The following is a 16,976-nucleotide window of genomic DNA, read 5'->3' as shown; positions in this document are numbered from 1 at the left end:
ATATCTACCCGCGTAGAAATTTTGGCCGGGTACGCTGATGGAACCGCCTTCGCACCAACCACCACACGGGAGTGCCAGTGGCACGCGTCGTAGTCGACGTCATGCTCAAGCCGGAGATCCTCGACCCCCAGGGCCAGGCGGTGCAGCGTGCACTGCCGCGTCTGGGCTTCGAGGGGATCGCCGACGTCCGCCAGGGGAAGCGCTTCGAACTGGAGGTGGAGGGACCGGTCGACCAGGCCGCCCTCGACCGCATCCACAAGATGGCCGAAACGTTCCTCGCCAACACCGTCATCGAAGACTTCACCGTGAAGGTCGAGGCCTGACGGTGACCACTCGCATCGGAGTCGTCACGTTCCCCGGAACGCTCGACGACCGTGACTCGCTGCGCGCCATCCGCCTCGCGGGGGCCGAGCCGGTCTCGCTGTGGCACCGCGACAAGGACCTGCACCAGGTCGACGCGGTCGTCCTCGCGGGCGGGTTCAGCTACGGCGACTACCTGCGCGCCGGAGCCATCTCCCGGTTCTCGCCGGTGATGGAGACCATCATCGAGCAGGCCAAGGCCGGCATGCCCGTCCTCGGTATCTGCAACGGCTTCCAGGTCCTCACCGAGGCCCACCTGCTGCCGGGGGCGATGCTGCGCAACAACCACCTGCACTTCATCTGCCGCGAGCAGAAGCTGCGCGTGGAGAACGCGGAGACCGCGTGGACCGGCGACTACACCGCCGGCCAGGAGATCTCCATCCCGCTCAAGAACATGGACGGCCGCTACACCGCCGACGAGCACACGCTCGACGCACTGGAGGCCGAAGGCCGCGTGGCCTTCCGGTACCTCGAGGGCAACCCGAACGGGTCGCTCCGGGACATCGCCGGCATCACGAACGCGGCGGGCAACGTCGTGGGCCTCATGCCGCACCCCGAGCACGCGGTCGAACCACTGATCGGGACCGGCCGCACCGACGGCCTCGGATTCTTCACCTCGATCCTGAAGAAGCTGGTCAGCGCATGAGCCTGGACACCGTCAAGAACGCCACCGAGACCCCCGACGCCTCCCAGCCCTGGAAGGAACTCGGCCTCAAGGAGGACGAGTACGCCCGGATCCGGGAGATCCTCGGCCGCCGTCCCACCGGCGCCGAGCTGGCCATGTACTCCGTCATGTGGTCCGAGCACTGCTCGTACAAGAGCAGCAAGGTCCACCTGAAGCAGTTCGGCGAGAAGGCCCCCGAGAACACGGCGATGCTCGTCGGCATCGGCGAGAACGCGGGCGTCGTCGACGTCGGCCAGGGGTACGCGGTCACCTTCAAGGTGGAGTCGCACAACCACCCCTCGTACATCGAGCCCTACCAGGGCGCGGCCACCGGCATCGGCGGCATCGTGCGCGACATCCTCGCCATGGGCGCCCGCCCGGTCGCGGTCGTGGACCCGCTGCGCTTCGGCGCGGCCGACCACCCCGACACCAAGCGCGTCCTGCCCGGCGTCGTCGCGGGCATCGGCGGCTACGGCAACTGCCTGGGCCTGCCCAACATCGGCGGCGAGGTCGTCTTCGACGCCTGCTACCAGGGCAACCCGCTGGTCAACGCCGGCTGCATCGGCGTGATGAAGCACGAGGACATCCACCTCGCCAAGGCCTCCGGCCCCGGCAACAAGGTCATCCTCTACGGCGCCCGCACCGGCGGCGACGGCATCGGCGGCGTGTCCGTGCTGGCCTCGGAGACCTTCGACTCCTCGAAGCCGACCAAGCGCCCCGCCGTCCAGGTCGGCGACCCCTTCCAGGAGAAGCTCCTCATCGAGTGCACCCTGGAGATCTTCAAGGAGAAGCTGGTCGCGGGCATCCAGGACCTCGGCGGCGCCGGGCTCTCCTGCGCCACCTCCGAGCTGGCCTCCGCCGGTTCCGGCGGCATGCGCGTCGAGCTGGACACCGTTCCGCTGCGCGACGCGACGCTCTCGCCCGAGGAAATCCTCATGAGCGAGTCGCAGGAGCGCATGTGCGCGATCGTCGAGCCGCAGTACGTCGAGCGGTTCATGGAGATCTGCGAGAAGTGGGACGTCATCGCCACCGTCATCGGTGAGGTGACCGAGGGCGAGCGCCTGGAGATCTTCTGGCACGGCGAGCAGATCGTGGACGTGCCCCCGGGCACCGTCGCGCACGAGGGCCCGGTCTACAACCGCCCGTACGCCCGCCCCGAGTGGCAGGACGCGCTCCAGGCGGACGACGCGAACAAGCTGGCGCGCCCGGCCACTTCGGCCGAGCTGCGCGAGCAGGTCCTGGCCCTGGTCTCCTCCCCGAACCAGGCCTCGAAGTCCTGGGTCACCGACCAGTACGACCGGTTCGTCCAGGGCAACACGGTGCTCTCGCAGCCCGAGGACGCGGGCATGGTCCGTATCGACGAGGAGACCAACCTCGGCGTCGCCATGGCCACCGACGGCAACGGCCGCTTCGCCAAGCTCGACCCGTACACGGGCGCGCAGCTGGCCCTGGCCGAGGCCTACCGCAACGTGGCGGCGACCGGCGCCAAGCCGCTCGCGATCTCCGACTGCCTGAACTTCGGTTCCCCCGAGGACCCGGGCGTCATGTGGCAGTTCGCCGAGGCCTGCCGCGCGCTCGCCGACGGCTGCCTGGAGATGGGCATCCCCGTCACCGGCGGCAACGTCTCGCTGTACAACCAGACCGGCGAGACCGCGATCCACCCGACCCCGGTCGTGGCCGTCCTCGGTGTGATCGACGACGTCAACCGCCGGACGCCGATGGCGTTCACGGAGCCCGGCCAGCTGCTCTACCTGCTGGGCGACACCGCCGAGGAACTGGGCGGTTCGGCCTGGTCCGAGGTCGTCCACCAGCACCTGGGCGGCATGCCGCCCAAGGTGGACCTCGCCCGGGAGATGCTGCTCGGCGAGATCCTGATCTCGGGCTCGCGCGACGGCATGATCGACGCCGCGCACGACCTGTCCGACGGCGGCCTCATCCAGGCGCTCACCGAGTCCTGCCTGCGCGGCGGCAACGGCGCGCGGATCGTGGTCCCGGAGGCGCTGGACGCCTTCACCCTCCTCTTCTCCGAGTCCGCGGGCCGGGCCGTCGTGGCCGTCCCGCGCAGCGAGGAGCTCCGCTTCACCGACATGTGCGGGGCGCGCGGCCTGCCCGCCACGCGGATCGGTGTCGTGGACGGCGAGGAGATCGAGATCCAGGGCGAGTTCAGCATTCCGCTGACCGAGCTGCGCACCGCGCACGAGGCGACGATCCCGGCCCTGCTGGCCTGACCGGCCGCTGTCCGGCTCCTTCGCGAGCGTCGTACGAGGCCCCGCCCGGCTTGTCCGGGCGGGGCCCCGTCGTTGCTGGGGGTTAGGGTCGGCGCATGGCGCCTGGGAAGAAGAAACCGCGTACGTACGACTCCGCCCGGACGCGGGCGGCGGTCACCGCACAGTTCGCCCATGTGGCCGACGCGGTAAGCGGGTTGAGCGCCGAGGAGCTGGCCCGGCCCACGCACCTCGGCGCCTGGACGGTCGGCGAACTCGCCGCGCACATCGCCTGGATCGCGGATTCGCTGGCCGGCTCCCTGGCCCGGCCGCCCGCGGCGAAGGCGGTGCTCGGCGCCGCCGCGTGGCCCTTCGCCACCGCCCCGCTGGCCGGGCGGATCGCCGAGGCGGCGACCGAGACCCTGAGCGGCGCGCCCCTGCCCGAGCTGTTGGAGCGGGCCGCGGCCCGGATGGCCGCGGCGCTGGCCGAGCACCGCGACGACCGGGTGCTGGACCTGTGGATCGGGGCCATGACCCTGGGGGACTTCCTGGTCACCCGGACCGTGGAGCTGGTGGTCCACACCGACGACCTGAACCGGGCCGCGGGGCTGGCGATCCCGCTGGACCGCCAGGCGCTGGCCGCCTGCGTCCGGCTGCTCGCCGACGCGCTCGCGGACAGGGCCCCGGGCGGCTCGGTCGAGGTACGGATCCCCCCGTTCGCCGTGGTCCAGTGCGTGGCGGGGCCCCGGCACACCCGGGGCACCCCGCCGAATGTCGTGGAGACGGACCCGCTGACCTGGATCCGGCTGGCGACCGGCCGCACCGCATGGGCCGGGGCCCTGGCGGACGCCCGGGTCAGCGCGAGCGGCGAACGGGCCGACCTGGCCGGCCTGCTCCCCCTGATGCGCTGACCCGAGGCGTACCGGCGCATGGGCGGCCGGCGGCGCCGGATCAGCCGGGATACGGCAGCAGCCCCGCGTCCGTCTTCTCCCAGGCCGCCCGCAACTCCGCGAGGCGGGCCGGTTCCAGGGCCGCCTTGTCGGCCTGCTCGCGGAGGTCTCCCGCCAGGTTGAACAGCTGGTCCCGGCCGCCCTTGCCGCGGTAGTACTTCCAGTCGCCGCGCCGCAGCGCCCGCTCCCCGCGCACCCTCCAGAACAGGTCGTGCCGCGGGGCCTCCTCGCCGCGCAGCAGGTACCCGGCCAGGCTCCTGCCGTCGAGCGGATGGGCGCGGTCGGGCCGGGCCCCGGCCAGCTCCAGCAGCGTCGCGGTCCAGTCCGGCGTGACCACCGGGACGTGGCTGACCTGGCCGCCGTCGATCCGGGCGGGCCAGCGGACGATCGTGGGGACGCGGATCCCGCCTTCCTGGAGGGAGGCCTTGTTGCCGCTCAGGGGCCAGTTGTAGGAGAACCGCTCGCCGCCGTTGTCACTGGCGAAGAACACGAGGGTGTCGTCCTCCTGCCCGGAGCGCTTGAGCGCGGCGAGCACCTCGCCGACCGAGCGGTCGAGGTCCTCGACCATCTGCTGGTACTTCTCGACCGAGCCGCCGTCCTGGTGCCACAGCGCGCGCCCGTCCCCCGCCTTGATCCGACGGACGACCTCCGCGCTCTCCGCGGTGTCGCCGTCGGCGATCCAAGGCCAGTGCGGGGTGGTGAAGTTCAGGTTCAGCAGCCACGGCTTGTCGTGCCCGCGGCCGACGTACTCGCTCGCCCGCTCGGTGAGGATCCGGGTGTAGTAGCGCAGGTCCTTGTACGCGGCGTCGCCCTCGTAGAGGTCGTACTCACCGGCCAGGCCGAGCTTGGAGTAGTACTCCAGGGCGCCGCCGAAGTTGCCGAAGAACTCGTCCCAGCCGGACTTGGTCGGGCTGTAGTCGGGGAGGTAGCCGCAGTGCCACTTCCCGATCAGCGCGGTGGCGTATCCGCTGGCGCGCAGCAGCGAGGCCAGCGTGGGGTGGGTGGGCTCCAGGCCCACGGACCGGTCGGCGATCGGCTCGGCCAGTCCGCCTGCGGTACGGCCCGGATAGCGGCCGGTGTAGAGGCTGAACCGGGTCGGCGAGCAGGTCGCGGATCCCGCGTAGGCATCGGTGAACCGGACGCCCTGGCGGGCCAGTCGGTCCAGGTTCGGGGTCTTGATGTGCGGGGAGCCGTACGAGGACAGGTCGGCCCAGCCCAGGTCGTCGCCCAGGATGAACAGGATGTTCGGGCGCCGCCCGGAGCGCCCCCGCGCGGCCTTGAACTCCCGCTCGCGGGGCTGTGCGTACTGCGCTTCGGCCGGCGCGGCCTGCGCCGGGCCCGCGGCGGCGATCCCGACGGCGGCGGTGGCGGCGGTGGCGCCGACCGCGCCGCCGAAGGCGCGCCGGGACAGCTCGGATCGGTGGGTGCTCACAGAAGTACTCCAGCCCAGGGCGAGGCCGCCGACGGAAGTCTCCGGCCGGCCCAGACAGAAAAGACCCGGAAAGGGTCGGAAAAGGGAAAAGAACCGCGAAATGTGAGTGGTTACGCGGAACAGCGACAGATGGCGCTCGCGACACGGACGAGGTCGACGTGGCGGCGCTCGACAAGGGTGACGCTGAGGTCACCGGCGGGCTGCATGGGGTGGAGCTTGTGTGAACGCACAGGTACCTGTCAACCAGCGCATCCGGATATCGAGACGGTCACCCTGCGTCCGGTTTACCGGACTGTCCGCACTGTGACATTTCCTGGCCGTCCCCAATTCGGACCAGTGGTCGATCTCGCCTACACTCAAAGCGTGCCTCGTGGTGATGGACGACTCAACCACGACCTGCTCCCCGGTGAGAAGGGCCCCCAGGACGCTTGCGGCGTCTTCGGTGTCTGGGCTCCGGGTGAAGAGGTCGCCAAGCTCACCTACTTCGGACTGTATGCACTGCAGCACCGTGGACAAGAGTCCGCGGGCATCGCTGTGAGCAACGGTTCCCAGATCCTCGTCTTCAAGGACATGGGCCTCGTTTCCCAGGTCTTCGACGAAACCTCCCTCGGATCCCTCCAAGGTCATATCGCGGTCGGTCACGCCCGCTACTCGACCACCGGAGCCTCCGTCTGGGAAAACGCGCAGCCCACCTTTCGTGCGACGGCCCACGGCTCCATTGCCCTGGGTCACAACGGAAACCTGGTGAACACCGCCGAACTCGCCGGGATGGTCGCCGACCTCCCCCGTCAGGACGGCCGTGCCACCCAGGTGGCCGCGACCAACGACACCGATCTCGTGACGGCCCTGCTCGCCGGACAGACGGACGACGACGGCAGGCCCCTGACCATCGAGGAGTCGGCCACCAAGGTCCTCCCGCTGGTCAAGGGCGCCTTCTCGCTCGTCTTCATGGACGAGGGGACCCTCTACACCGCCCGCGACCCGCAGGGCATCCGCCCGCTGGTCCTCGGCCGCCTCGAGCGCGGCTGGGTGGTGGCGAGCGAGACCGCCGCCCTCGACATCTGCGGCGCCAGCTTCGTCCGCGAGGTCGAGCCGGGCGAGCTGATCGCGATCGACGAGAACGGTCTGCGGTCCTCCCGATTCGCGGAAGCGAAGCCCAAGGGCTGTGTCTTCGAGTACGTCTACCTGGCGCGCCCGGACACCGACATCGCCGGCCGGAACGTGTACCTCTCGCGTGTCGAGATGGGCCGCCGGCTGGCCAAGGAAGCCCCGGCCGAAGCCGACCTGGTGATATCGACACCGGAATCGGGCACGCCCGCCGCCGTCGGATACGCCGAGGCCAGTGGGATTCCGTACGGCGTCGGCCTGGTCAAGAACGCCTACGTCGGCCGGACCTTCATCCAGCCCTCGCAGACGATCCGCCAGCTCGGCATCCGGTTGAAGCTGAACCCCCTCAAGGAAGTCATCCGGGGCAAGCGCCTGGTGGTCGTCGACGACTCGATCGTCCGCGGCAACACCCAGCGCGCCCTGGTCAAGATGCTCCGCGAGGCCGGTGCGGCCGAGGTCCACATCCGGATCTCCTCCCCGCCCGTGAAGTGGCCCTGCTTCTTCGGCATCGACTTCGCCACCCGCGCGGAGCTGATCGCCAACGGCATGACCGTGGACGAGATCGCGACCTCCATGGGCGCGGACTCCCTCTCGTACATCTCGCTCGACTCGATGATCGAGGCGACGACCATCCAGAAGCCCAACCTCTGCCGGGCCTGCTTCGACGGCGAGTACCCCATGGAGCTGCCCGACCCGCAGCTCCTGGGCAAGCAGCTCCTGGAGACCGAGCTGGCCGGCGGCAAGGACGCGGCGGACGCGCTCCGTCGTCCCTAATCACGCACCCGCAGTAACCGCAGTAACGACACGAAAGCTCATCCCTGTCATGACAGAGAAGACCACCGGTGCCAGCTACGCAGCCGCGGGCGTCGACATCGAAGCGGGCGACCGCGCCGTCGAGCTGATGAAGGAGTGGGTGAAGAAGACGCAGCGCCCCGAGGTCCTCGGCGGCCTCGGCGGCTTCGCCGGCCTCTTCGACGCCAGCGCCCTCAAGCGCTACGAGCGCCCGCTCCTCGCCTCGGCCACCGACGGCGTCGGCACCAAGGTGGACATCGCCCGCCAGCTGGGCGTGTACGACACGATCGGCCACGACCTGGTCGCGATGGTCATGGACGACATCGTCGTCTGCGGCGCCGAGCCGCTCTTCATGACCGACTACATCTGCGTCGGCAAGGTCCACCCCGAGCGGGTCGCGGCCATCGTCAAGGGCATCGCCGAAGGCTGCGTCCTGGCCGGCTGCGCCCTGGTGGGCGGCGAGACCGCCGAGCACCCGGGTCTGCTGGGTCCGGACGACTTCGACGTCGCGGGCGCCGGTACGGGTGTCGTCGAGTACGACGCCCTGCTCGGCGCGGACCGTATCCGTACGGGGGACGCCGTCATCGCGATGGCGTCGTCCGGGCTTCACTCGAACGGGTACTCGCTGGTCCGTCACGTCCTCTTCGACCGCGCCAAGATGGCGCTGGAGAGCCACGTCGAGGAGTTCGGCCGGACCCTCGGCGAGGAGCTGCTGGAGCCGACCAAGATCTACTCGCTGGACTGCCTGGCCCTCACCCGCACCGCCGAGGTCCACGCCTTCTCGCACATCACGGGCGGCGGCCTCGCGGCCAACCTCGCCCGGGTCATCCCGGACCACCTGCACGCCACGGTCGACCGCTCGACCTGGGCCCCGGGCGCGGTCTTCGACCTGGTCGGCCAGGCGGGCAAGGTCGAGCGCCTGGAGCTGGAGAAGACGCTCAACATGGGCGTCGGCATGATCGCCGTGGTCCCGCAGGAATCGGTGGACGTGGCCCTGACCACGCTGGCCGACCGCGGCGTCGACGCCTGGGTCGCGGGCGAGATCCAGGGCCGCGGCGCCCACACCGAGGGCTCGACCCTCACCGGCGACTACGCGAACTGAAGCTGACGGACCCGGCGGCAACGCCGGGAACGCACTGAAACCCGGTCCGGGGCTTGGCCCTGGACCGGGTTCATGTGTTGCTCAGCTGGTGGTGCGGTGCAGACGCTGGATGCGTCAAGCGCCACGACGCTGCGCCGACGGGCCGGACTCTTCGTCCTCGTCCTCGTCATCGCCGTTGTACAACTTCGCGTACTTGGCGTACGGGTCGTCGTCGTCGTCTTCCAGCTCGTCATCGACCTCGACCGGCGCGCTGACAGGCAGCGGCTCCGTCGGCGATGCGCCCAGCTCATTGGCCAGACGTGAGAGGTCAGTCCCGCCGCTGTTGTACTTCAGCTGGCGGGCGACCTTTGTCTGCTTGGCCTTGGCCCGGCCGCGCCCCATGGCTCGACCCCCTCGGTGACGGGGCTCGACGGCCCCAGAGTCTGACACGCGTTCATGGTTCGGAGCGGGCTCTCCGTGGAGAGACCGTCCGTAGAGCTTTAACGGTACCTGCTTCCGCGGCCATACGGTACGCCGCCCGCATGACGTGCCCCGGCACAGTGCCTGCGAGACGCCCCGTACTCGCTGGTCAGCTGCGATTTTAACCCTATATTGGCGCGCGACCCGCCGAAGCGCAGTGAGTTCCGTCTCTCCGCAACCCCGGCGGGTGCAAACGCCCGTCGTACAAGGGCCGGCGCCGGTTTTCCCACCGGCGCCGATCCTGTTTACAAGCCCCGCGCGGCGCGCGCTTCGGCCATCCGCTGCTCGGCGATCCGGTCGGCCGCCGCGGCCGGCGGAATCCCGTCCGACTTCGCACGTGCGAATATGGCCAGCGTGGTGTCGAAGATCTTCGTCGCCTTGGTCTTGCAGCGGTCGAAGTCGAAGCCGTGCAGCTCGTCGGCGACCTGGATCACGCCGCCCGCATTGACCACGTAGTCCGGCGCGTAGAGGATGCCGCGGTCCGCGAGGTCCTTCTCGACGCCGGGGTGCGCGAGCTGGTTGTTCGCCGCGCCGCACACCACCTTCGCCGTGAGGACCGGCACCGTGACGTCGTCGAGGGCGCCGCCGAGCGCGCAGGGGGCGTAGATGTCCAGCCCCGCCAGGCGGATCAGCGCCTCGGTGTCGGCGACCGCGGTCACCTTGCCGGGGTGCTTGTCGAGGATCCGCTGCACGGACTCGGCGCGGACGTCGGTGATGACGACCTCGGCCCCGTCCTCCAGCAGGTGCTCCACCAGGTGGTGCCCGACCTTCCCGACGCCCGCGACGCCGACCTTGCGGCCGCGCAGGGTCGGGTCGCCCCACAGGTGCTGCGCGCTGGCGCGCATGCCCTGGAAGACGCCGAAGGCGGTGAGCACCGAGGAGTCGCCGGCGCCGCCGTTCTCGGGGGAGCGGCCGGTGGCCCAGCGGGTTTCGCGGGCGACGACGTCCATGTCGGCGACATAGGTGCCGACGTCGCAGGCGGTCACGTAGCGGCCGCCGAGGGACTCCACGAACCGGCCGTAGGCCAGCAGCAGTTCCTCGCTCTTGAGGACGTCCGGGTCCCCGATGATCACGGCCTTGCCGCCGCCGTGGTCGAGGCCGGCGAGGGCGTTCTTGTACGACATGCCGCGGGCGAGGTTGAGGGCGTCGAGGACGGCCTCCTCGTCCGAGGCGTACGCGTGGAAGCGCGTACCGCCGAGCGCGGGGCCCAGCGCGGTGGAGTGGAGGGCGATGACGGCCTTGAGGCCACTGGCGCGGTCCTGGCAGAGCACGACCTGCTCGTGGCCGCCCTGTTCCGTGCGGAACAGGGTGTGCAGGACGCCGTCGGTCATTTCGGTCACGGTGGTGACTCCCATGGATGAGATGCGGCGGGAAGCGCCCTCCTGCGGGTGGGGAGGGCGTTGTTGGGAGCAGCGTAAGACCTGCGGGCCGCGCCGGGCCGCCCTGTCCGGGGATCGGACCCCCGCTCGGACTTCTGAGCGGATTTCTCCCCTCGCGGGGGCGCGCGGCCGCGTACGGGCGCCCGGTGCGGGGGAGTACGTGAGCGTGAGCGAATCCTCCGATCCCCGGCTGCCCGCCGCGCGCCAGGCGCCGACCGTCCCCTACGCGTCCTATCTGCGCGTCTACGAGCCCCTCGCGGCCTTCGCCGAGCCGGAGCGCGCCCATTGGGCCGACTACGCGCGGCGCGGGCAGATCCCGACCGCCCAGGACGAGCTGCGCCGGTCGCTGGCCGACCTGGTCCGCGTGCCACCGGTGGGGGTGCCCGCGCACGAGAGCGGGGACGCCTTCACGGCGGAGCTGGACGGGGTGCTGCTGGTGTGCCCGTGGCGGACCCGGCTGCGCGGCTGGCTGGCGCTCCAGGAGTTGGTGAGCGACTTCCCGCTGCCGGTGCTGGACGTGGCGCTGCCGCCGGCCGTGCGCCGCCGGGCGGCGGAGGAGTACGAGGCCTGGCGGGAGCGGAACCCGGACGCGCGCCCGTGGATCCGCACGGCGGTCTGGCAGGTGCCGCTGCGCTGGTTCGTCCTGGTGGCCGACGAGGAGCGGGAGTACGTGCCCGGGGAGGTGCTGCGCTACCGGACGCCGATGGTCCAGGCGCGGCGCCGGCTCGCGCGCGGGCTGCGGACCCTGCGCGAGGCGGAGGGGTACGGGGCGCTGGCGGACGGCCTGGTCGAGGTCGGCAGCTGGCTGGAGGAGTTCCATCCGCGCTCGATGGTCGAGCTGGACTACGGCGGCCTGGTCCACGGACTGCCGGCGGCGGGGCTGGCGGCGGACCGGTCGGCGGCCGAGCTGGCGGCGGGGATCGCGGCGCTGCGGGCGGGCGACTCTGACGGAGCCGTGGAGACGTACGTCATATTGGCCGACCGATGGCGTGCTGTTCGGGAGAGACTGTTCGCCAACTAGCCGTATCGTCCGAACGGTCACAAGCCGTACGTCTTCAGGACGATTCACTCATTGGGGTCTTAGTGCCAGGACCTACGTCCTGATCCGGGCCATTGACTCAAGGGTGACGGAACGCACTTTCCGCACCCTTGCGCCCTTCCCCTACCCTCGTGCCAAAATAGGACAAGGAGTCCGGGGAGGGTTCCTTCCGTCCAACTTTGGGTGGGTTGCTCGGCATTGCACGCTATGGGGGGTCTGACGACTCCTGATCGCTCTGTGACTGATCGTCACAGTGGGGTGACTGTCCGTTATGGGTCAGTCCATCGGCTTCCGTCGCTGATGAACACCTCGGAGGGCAATTCCATCGGTTTGGCCGACGAGGCTGGACAGATGGTGTAGTTGTAGTGCCGAGGACAAGCCGTTCGTCCTATAACCGACTCGGCCTTCGTCTGTCCATTTCGGGCAACGAGGGCCAAGGTGCAGAATTTAGAGGAAAGAACCGAGATGGTTCGGTTCTCCCGAGGAGGCCGCTCATGACCGCTCGCACCCCTGATGCCGAGCCGCTGCTGACCCCGGCTGAGGTTGCCACGATGTTCCGCGTGGACCCGAAGACGGTCACTCGCTGGGCCAAGGCTGGCAAGCTCACGTCCATCCGCACCCTGGGTGGGCACCGCCGCTACCGCGAGGCCGAGGTTCGCGCACTGCTCGCGGGAATTCCGCAGCAGCGCAGCGAGGCCTGAGGTACCGCAGCACGACCTTTTACCGGGTAGATATCGGATCCCCCAATCCGAAGAAACCCACAAGGCTTCACACGGCCGGACCTGCCCCAACAGGCTCCTCAGCCGTCGATCGCGCTGGACTCCGCCGGGTCCAGCGCGATCTTTTTTATGCCCGGACGCGGCGTCGGCGCCGACGCGCGAGGCGGCGTGTCGAGGGGGTGCCATTGCACATATTAAATCGAAGAGGCGTATGCGCGTGATAAATGTGTGCGTCTCAAAAACTCATGCGGTGACTCCCGTCACAGCTAACATCTCTTGTACATCCGGCATTGCGCCCGTAATGGGGTCCGTCGGACGGTGATGTCAGGCCGGCGAGGGACCTTGGTCCCCCAGGGCCGCTTCCCGCGCGAGGCGCAGGAGCCGGTGGCAGACCGGGCAGTGGCGCGTGAGGTGGCGGCGTCCGCCAGAGGCCGCCAGATGGGCCTTCAGGAGCGCTCTCAGCTCGTCCCGGGCGTTCATGGGGGAAACCACACCTCCCGTGCCTATGGCGGCCGCAGGGGCCCGTGGGGCCGCGCTGGGTTTGTGTCGCGCAATGCGTCAGGGCCCGTATCCCTGGGGGATACGGGCCCTGACGTTCCTGCGAACCTGACGGGACTTGAACCCGCGACCTCCACCTTGACAGGGTGGCGAGCTAACCAACTGCTCCACAGGTCCTCGTTCGCGGCCACTTGGTGGCTGCGAAACCGACTGTACAACAGCTCGGGGGGTGAGGTCGAACCGGATCACGCCGGCGTCACGGAGCCAGGGCGTCGACCGCCTTCACGATGCGCTTGTCGGAGACCGGATACGCCGTCCCGAGGGCGTGGGCGAAGTAGCTCACCCGCAGTTCCTCGATCATCCAGCGGATGTCCGTGACCGCCGTCGGAACGGGCCGCCCCTTGGGCAACTGCTCCAGCAGCCAGGCGTACTCGTCCTGCATCTCGTGGACCTTCTCCATGCGCGTGGTGTCGCGCTGGACCGAGGTCGGCATCTGCTGGAGCCGCCGGTCGGCCGCCACCAGATAGCGCATCAGGTCGGGCAGCCGCCGCAGCCCGGTCAGGGTCACGAAGCCGGCCGGCACCAGGGCCGCCAGCTGCTTCTGCACGTCCTGGACGTTCTTGATCAGGGTCGGGCTGTTGGTGGCCTTCAGCCGCCGCTCGCAGGCCTGCCAGGCGGCCAGCACCTGCTGCACCTGATCGACCGTGCGTACGGTCGTGTCCACCAGGTCCGTACGCACGGCGTCGTAGAGCTTGCGGAAGCCCGCCTCGTCCCAGGCCGGCCCGCCGTGGTCGGCGATCAGCTTGTCGGCCGCCGCCGTCGCGCAGTCCTCGAACAGCGCCTGGATGGAGCCGTGCGGATTGCGCGAGAGCGCCAGCTTCTGCTGGTTGCCGAGCTTGTCCGAGGCGAACTTCGCCGGGTTCACCGCGATGTTGAGCAGGATCAGCTTCCGGGTGCCGCGCCACATGGCGAGCTGCTGCTCGGCCTCGGTGTCGAAGAGCCGTACGGAGACGCTCGCGCCCGCGTCCACCAGGGCCGGGTAGGCCTTGACCGGCTGCCCGGCCCGCCGGGTCTCGAAGACCTTGGTCAGGGTGCCGATCGTCCAGTCCGTCAGCCCGGTCCGCTCGATGGTCTCGCCGCCCGCGCGCTCGGCGGTGGCCGCCGCGGCCTGGGAGAGGGCCTGGCGGGCCTTGGGCCGCAGCCGCAGCCGCAGGGACTCCAGGTCCTTGTCCTCGGCGAGGTTCTTGCGGCGCTCGTCGACGATCCGGAAGGTGATCTTCAGGTGATCGGCGATCCGGCTCAGGTCGAAGTCCTCGGCCGTGACCGGGACCCCCACCATCCGCTTCAGCTCGCGCGCGAGCGTGACCGTCAGCGGCTCCTGCAGCGGCACCGCGGTGTCCAGGAAGCGGGTCGCGAAGTTCGGCGCGGGCACGTAGTGCCGCCGGATCGGCTTGGGCAGCGAGCGGATCAGCTCGGTGACGATCTCCTCGCGCAGGCCCGGGATCTGCCAGTCGAAGCCCTCGTCGGTGACCTGGTTCAGCACCGTCAGCGGGATGTGCACGGTCACGCCGTCCGCGTCCGCGCCCGGCTCGAACTGGTAGGTCACGCGGAACTTGAGCGCGCCCTGGCGCCAGGAGTCCGGGTAGTCGTCCTTGGTGACCCCCGCGGCCTTCTCGGTGAGCAGCATCTCGCGCTCGAAGTCGAGCAGCTCCGGCTCGTCGCGCTTCTTGTGCTTCCACCAGGAGTCGAAGTGCGCGCCCGAGACCACGTGCTCGGGGATCCGCTGGTCGTAGAAGTCGAAGAGCGTCTCGTCGTCGACCACGATGTCCCGGCGCCGGGCCCGGTTCTCCAGCTCCTCGACCTCGGTCAGCAGCTTGCGGTTGTCGGCGTAGAACTTGTGGTGCGTGCGCCAGTCGCCCTCGACCAGCGCGTTGCGGATGAACAGCTCGCGCGAGACCTCGGCGTCGATCCGGCCGTAGTTGATCTTCCGCTGGGCGACGATCGGGACGCCGTACAGCGTGACCTTCTCGTACGCCATCACCGCCGCCTGGTCCTTCTCCCAGTGCGGCTCGCTGTACGTGCGCTTGATCAGGTGCTGTGCGAGCGGCTCGACCCACTCGGGCTCGACCTTCGCGTTGACCCGCGCCCACAGCCGGGAGGTCTCCACGAGCTCCGCCGACATGACGAACTTCGGCTGCTTCTTGAAGAGGGCCGAACCGGGGAAGATCGCGAACTTCGCCGACCGCGCGCCGAGGTACTCGTTCTTGTCGGTGTCCTTGAGCCCGATGTGCGAGAGCAGACCCGCCAGCAGCGACACGTGGATGTGCTGCTCGGGGGCGTCGGCCTCGTTGACATGGATGCCCATGCCCTTCGCGACCGTACGCAGCTGCGAGTAGATGTCCTGCCACTCGCGGATCCGCAGGAAGTTCAGGTACTCCTGCTTGCACATCCGGCGGAACGAGGAGGAGCCGCGCTCCTTCTGCTGCTCCCGGACGTAGCGCCACATGTTCAGGAACGACAGGAAGTCGCTGGTCTCGTCCTTGAACCGGGCGTGGTTCTGGTCGGCCTGGGTCTGCTTGTCCGAGGGCCGCTCGCGCGGGTCCTGGATCGACAGGGCGGCCGCGATGACCATGACCTCGCGCACGCAGTTGTTCTTGTCCGCCTCCACCACCATGCGGGCGAGGCGCGGGTCCACGGGCAGCTGGGACAGCTGGCGGCCCATCGGCGTGAGCCGCTTGCTGTGGTCCTTCTCGGCCGGGTCGAGCGCGCCCAGCTCCTGGAGCAGCTGCACGCCGTCGCGGATGTTGCGGTGGTCCGGCGGGTCGATGAAGGGGAACTTCTCGATCTCGCCGAGGCCGGCCGCGGTCATCTGGAGGATGACGGACGCCAGGTTGGTGCGCAGGATCTCGGCGTCGGTGAACTCGGGGCGCGTGAGGAAGTCGTCCTCCGAGTACAGCCGGATGCAGATGCCGTCCGAGGTACGGCCGCAGCGGCCCTTGCGCTGGTTGGCGCTGGCCTGCGAGATCCGCTCGATGGGCAGGCGCTGCACCTTGGTGCGGTGGCTGTAGCGGGAGATGCGGGCGGTGCCCGGGTCGATCACGTACTTGATGCCCGGGACGGTCAGCGAGGTCTCGGCGACATTGGTCGCGAGCACGATCCGGCGCCCGGTGTGCTGCTGGAAGACGCGGTGCTGCTCGGCGTGCGAGAGCCGGGCGTAGAGCGGGAGGACCTCCGTGAAGCGCAGGTTGCGCTTGTTCAGCGCGTCCGCGGTGTCGCGGATCTCGCGCTCGCCGGAGAGGAAGACCAGGATGTCGCCCGGGCCCTCGGACTGCAGCTCGTCGACGGCCTCGCAGATCGCGGTGATCTGGTCGCGGTCGCTGTCGTCGCCCTCTTCCTCGAGGAGCGGGCGGTAGCGCACCTCGACCGGGTACGTCCGGCCGCTGACCTCGACGATCGGGGCCTCGCCGAAGTGCCGGGAGAAGCGCTGCGGGTCGATCGTCGCCGAGGTGATGATGACCTTGAGGTCGGGGCGCTTGGGCAGCAGCGTGGCCAGGTAGCCGAGCAGGAAGTCGATGTTGAGCGAGCGCTCGTGGGCCTCGTCGATGATGATCGTGTCGTAGGCGCGCAGCTCGCGGTCCGTCTGGATCTCGGCGAGCAGGATGCCGTCCGTCATCAGCTTCACGAAGGTCGCGTCCTGGTCCACCTGGTCGGTGAACCGGACCTTCCAGCCGACCGTCTGGCCGATCTCCGACTTCAGCTCCTCGGCGATCCGCTCCGCGACGGTGCGGGCGGCGATCCGGCGGGGCTGGGTGTGGCCGATCATGCCCCGGACACCGCGCCCCAGCTCCATGCAGATCTTGGGGATCTGGGTGGTCTTGCCGGAGCCGGTCTCGCCCGCGACGATCACGACCTGGTGGTCGCGTATCGCCTCGGCGATCTCGTCCTTCTTCTGGCTGACCGGGAGGTTCTCGGGATAGGTGACCTCGGGCATGCGCGAGGCGCGGCCGGCCAGTCGCGCGGCGGCCTTCTCGGCCTCCGCGGCGATCTCGTCGAGCACGGCCTGCTTGGCCTCGGGCTTGCGGATGCGGCGGGCGCCTTCGAGGCGGCGGCCGAGGCGGTGCGCGTCGCGGAGGGAGATCTCACCGAGAAGCGTCTGCAGGGCGGCGAAGGAAGTAGACATACCTGGTCGAGGATCTCACCCGGGAGCGTCGGGTGGCGAACGCATTTGTGAGCGGGCCCGTACCATTTCCGGACGAGTCCCCCCAAGCAGC

At 69.8% G+C, this 16,976-nt stretch carries 14 protein-coding genes and 1 tRNA gene; 8 read left to right on the top strand and 7 right to left on the bottom strand.

Going from position 1 to position 16,976, the window contains the following annotated elements; all coding sequences use genetic code 11:
* The first annotated feature begins 71 nt into the window (after positions 1-71).
* The 4 genes from purS to ABT084_RS26895 all read left to right on the top strand — a co-directional run bounded on the left by purS (position 72) and on the right by ABT084_RS26895 (position 4,139).
* Entirely contained in the window at positions 72-323 is a 252-nt protein-coding gene (gene purS, locus ABT084_RS26910) for a phosphoribosylformylglycinamidine synthase subunit PurS (protein ID WP_008740952.1), read from the top strand.
* Positions 324-325: 2 nt separating this feature from the next.
* A complete protein-coding gene (purQ, locus tag ABT084_RS26905) occupies positions 326-1,006 on the top strand; it encodes a phosphoribosylformylglycinamidine synthase subunit PurQ (protein ID WP_351048884.1) in 681 nt (226 codons plus the stop codon).
* Positions 1,003-3,252, top strand: coding sequence for a phosphoribosylformylglycinamidine synthase subunit PurL (gene purL / locus ABT084_RS26900; protein WP_351048881.1), 2,250 nt, complete (start codon positions 1,003-1,005; stop codon positions 3,250-3,252). The genes purQ and purL overlap by 4 nt, the downstream gene beginning before the upstream one ends.
* 95 nt (positions 3,253-3,347) lie before the next feature.
* Positions 3,348-4,139: a maleylpyruvate isomerase family mycothiol-dependent enzyme gene (locus ABT084_RS26895; protein ID WP_351048878.1), complete on the top strand. Its 792-nt coding sequence runs from the start codon at positions 3,348-3,350 to the stop codon at positions 4,137-4,139.
* A gap of 40 nt (positions 4,140-4,179) precedes the next feature.
* Here the strand turns inward: ABT084_RS26895 and ABT084_RS26890 are convergent, their stop codons facing one another.
* Positions 4,180-5,610 (bottom strand): sulfatase-like hydrolase/transferase, encoded by a 1,431-nt coding sequence (locus tag ABT084_RS26890; RefSeq protein ID WP_351048875.1) that lies wholly within the window; start codon positions 5,608-5,610, stop codon positions 4,180-4,182.
* A 110-nt stretch (positions 5,611-5,720) separates the two neighbouring features.
* A complete protein-coding gene (locus tag ABT084_RS26885; protein ID WP_351048929.1) occupies positions 5,721-5,816 on the bottom strand; it encodes a putative leader peptide in 96 nt (31 codons plus the stop codon).
* A gap of 157 nt (positions 5,817-5,973) precedes the next feature.
* Here ABT084_RS26885 and purF point away from each other — a divergent pair, with 157 nt between their 5' ends.
* Together purF and purM are read left to right on the top strand one after the other, a co-directional pair.
* A complete protein-coding gene (purF, locus tag ABT084_RS26880) occupies positions 5,974-7,491 on the top strand; it encodes an amidophosphoribosyltransferase (RefSeq protein ID WP_351048873.1) in 1,518 nt (505 codons plus the stop codon).
* 49 nt (positions 7,492-7,540) lie between these two features.
* The gene (gene purM, locus ABT084_RS26875) at positions 7,541-8,611 is read left to right on the top strand and encodes a phosphoribosylformylglycinamidine cyclo-ligase (protein WP_351048870.1); all 1,071 of its coding nucleotides are present in this window, start codon (positions 7,541-7,543) and stop codon (positions 8,609-8,611) included.
* Positions 8,612-8,725: 114 nt separating this feature from the next.
* Here the strand turns inward: purM and ABT084_RS26870 are convergent, their stop codons facing one another.
* Both ABT084_RS26870 and ABT084_RS26865 read right to left on the bottom strand, forming a co-directional pair.
* Positions 8,726-8,992: a DUF3073 domain-containing protein gene (locus tag ABT084_RS26870; RefSeq protein ID WP_351048867.1), complete on the bottom strand. Its 267-nt coding sequence runs from the start codon at positions 8,990-8,992 to the stop codon at positions 8,726-8,728.
* Between the two features lie 323 nt (positions 8,993-9,315).
* Positions 9,316-10,425 carry a Leu/Phe/Val dehydrogenase gene (locus tag ABT084_RS26865; protein WP_351048864.1) on the bottom strand — a complete coding sequence of 370 codons (1,110 nt, stop codon included), beginning with the start codon at positions 10,423-10,425 and terminating at the stop codon, positions 9,316-9,318.
* Positions 10,426-10,615: 190 nt separating this feature from the next.
* Between ABT084_RS26865 and ABT084_RS26860 the strand changes: the two genes are divergently transcribed.
* Both ABT084_RS26860 and bldC read left to right on the top strand, forming a co-directional pair.
* Entirely contained in the window at positions 10,616-11,470 is an 855-nt protein-coding gene (locus ABT084_RS26860) for a DUF8083 family protein (RefSeq protein WP_351048860.1), read from the top strand.
* Positions 11,471-11,982: 512 nt separating this feature from the next.
* Positions 11,983-12,189 carry a developmental transcriptional regulator BldC gene (gene bldC / locus ABT084_RS26855; RefSeq protein WP_003949541.1) on the top strand — a complete coding sequence of 69 codons (207 nt, stop codon included), beginning with the start codon at positions 11,983-11,985 and terminating at the stop codon, positions 12,187-12,189.
* 342 nt (positions 12,190-12,531) lie between these two features.
* On the opposite strand, the gene ABT084_RS26850 is transcribed toward bldC, so the two are convergent.
* The 3 genes from ABT084_RS26850 to hrpA form a co-directional block, all read right to left on the bottom strand.
* Complete coding sequence (locus ABT084_RS26850) at positions 12,532-12,687, bottom strand: DUF6274 family protein (protein WP_351048857.1); 156 nt, start codon at positions 12,685-12,687, stop codon at positions 12,532-12,534.
* Between the two features lie 121 nt (positions 12,688-12,808).
* Positions 12,809-12,882, bottom strand: a tRNA-Asp gene (locus ABT084_RS26845).
* A gap of 79 nt (positions 12,883-12,961) precedes the next feature.
* Positions 12,962-16,885 carry an ATP-dependent RNA helicase HrpA gene (gene hrpA, locus ABT084_RS26840; protein ID WP_351048854.1) on the bottom strand — a complete coding sequence of 1,308 codons (3,924 nt, stop codon included), beginning with the start codon at positions 16,883-16,885 and terminating at the stop codon, positions 12,962-12,964.
* Positions 16,886-16,976 lie beyond the last annotated feature (91 nt).

It is taken from the genome of Streptomyces sp. NPDC002138, from assembly GCF_040296485.1.
Taxonomy (GTDB): Bacteria; Actinomycetota; Actinomycetes; order Streptomycetales; family Streptomycetaceae; genus Streptomyces.
The sequence above is the reverse complement of the archived record's forward strand: the minus strand, read 5'-3'. Positions and strand labels throughout refer to the sequence as shown.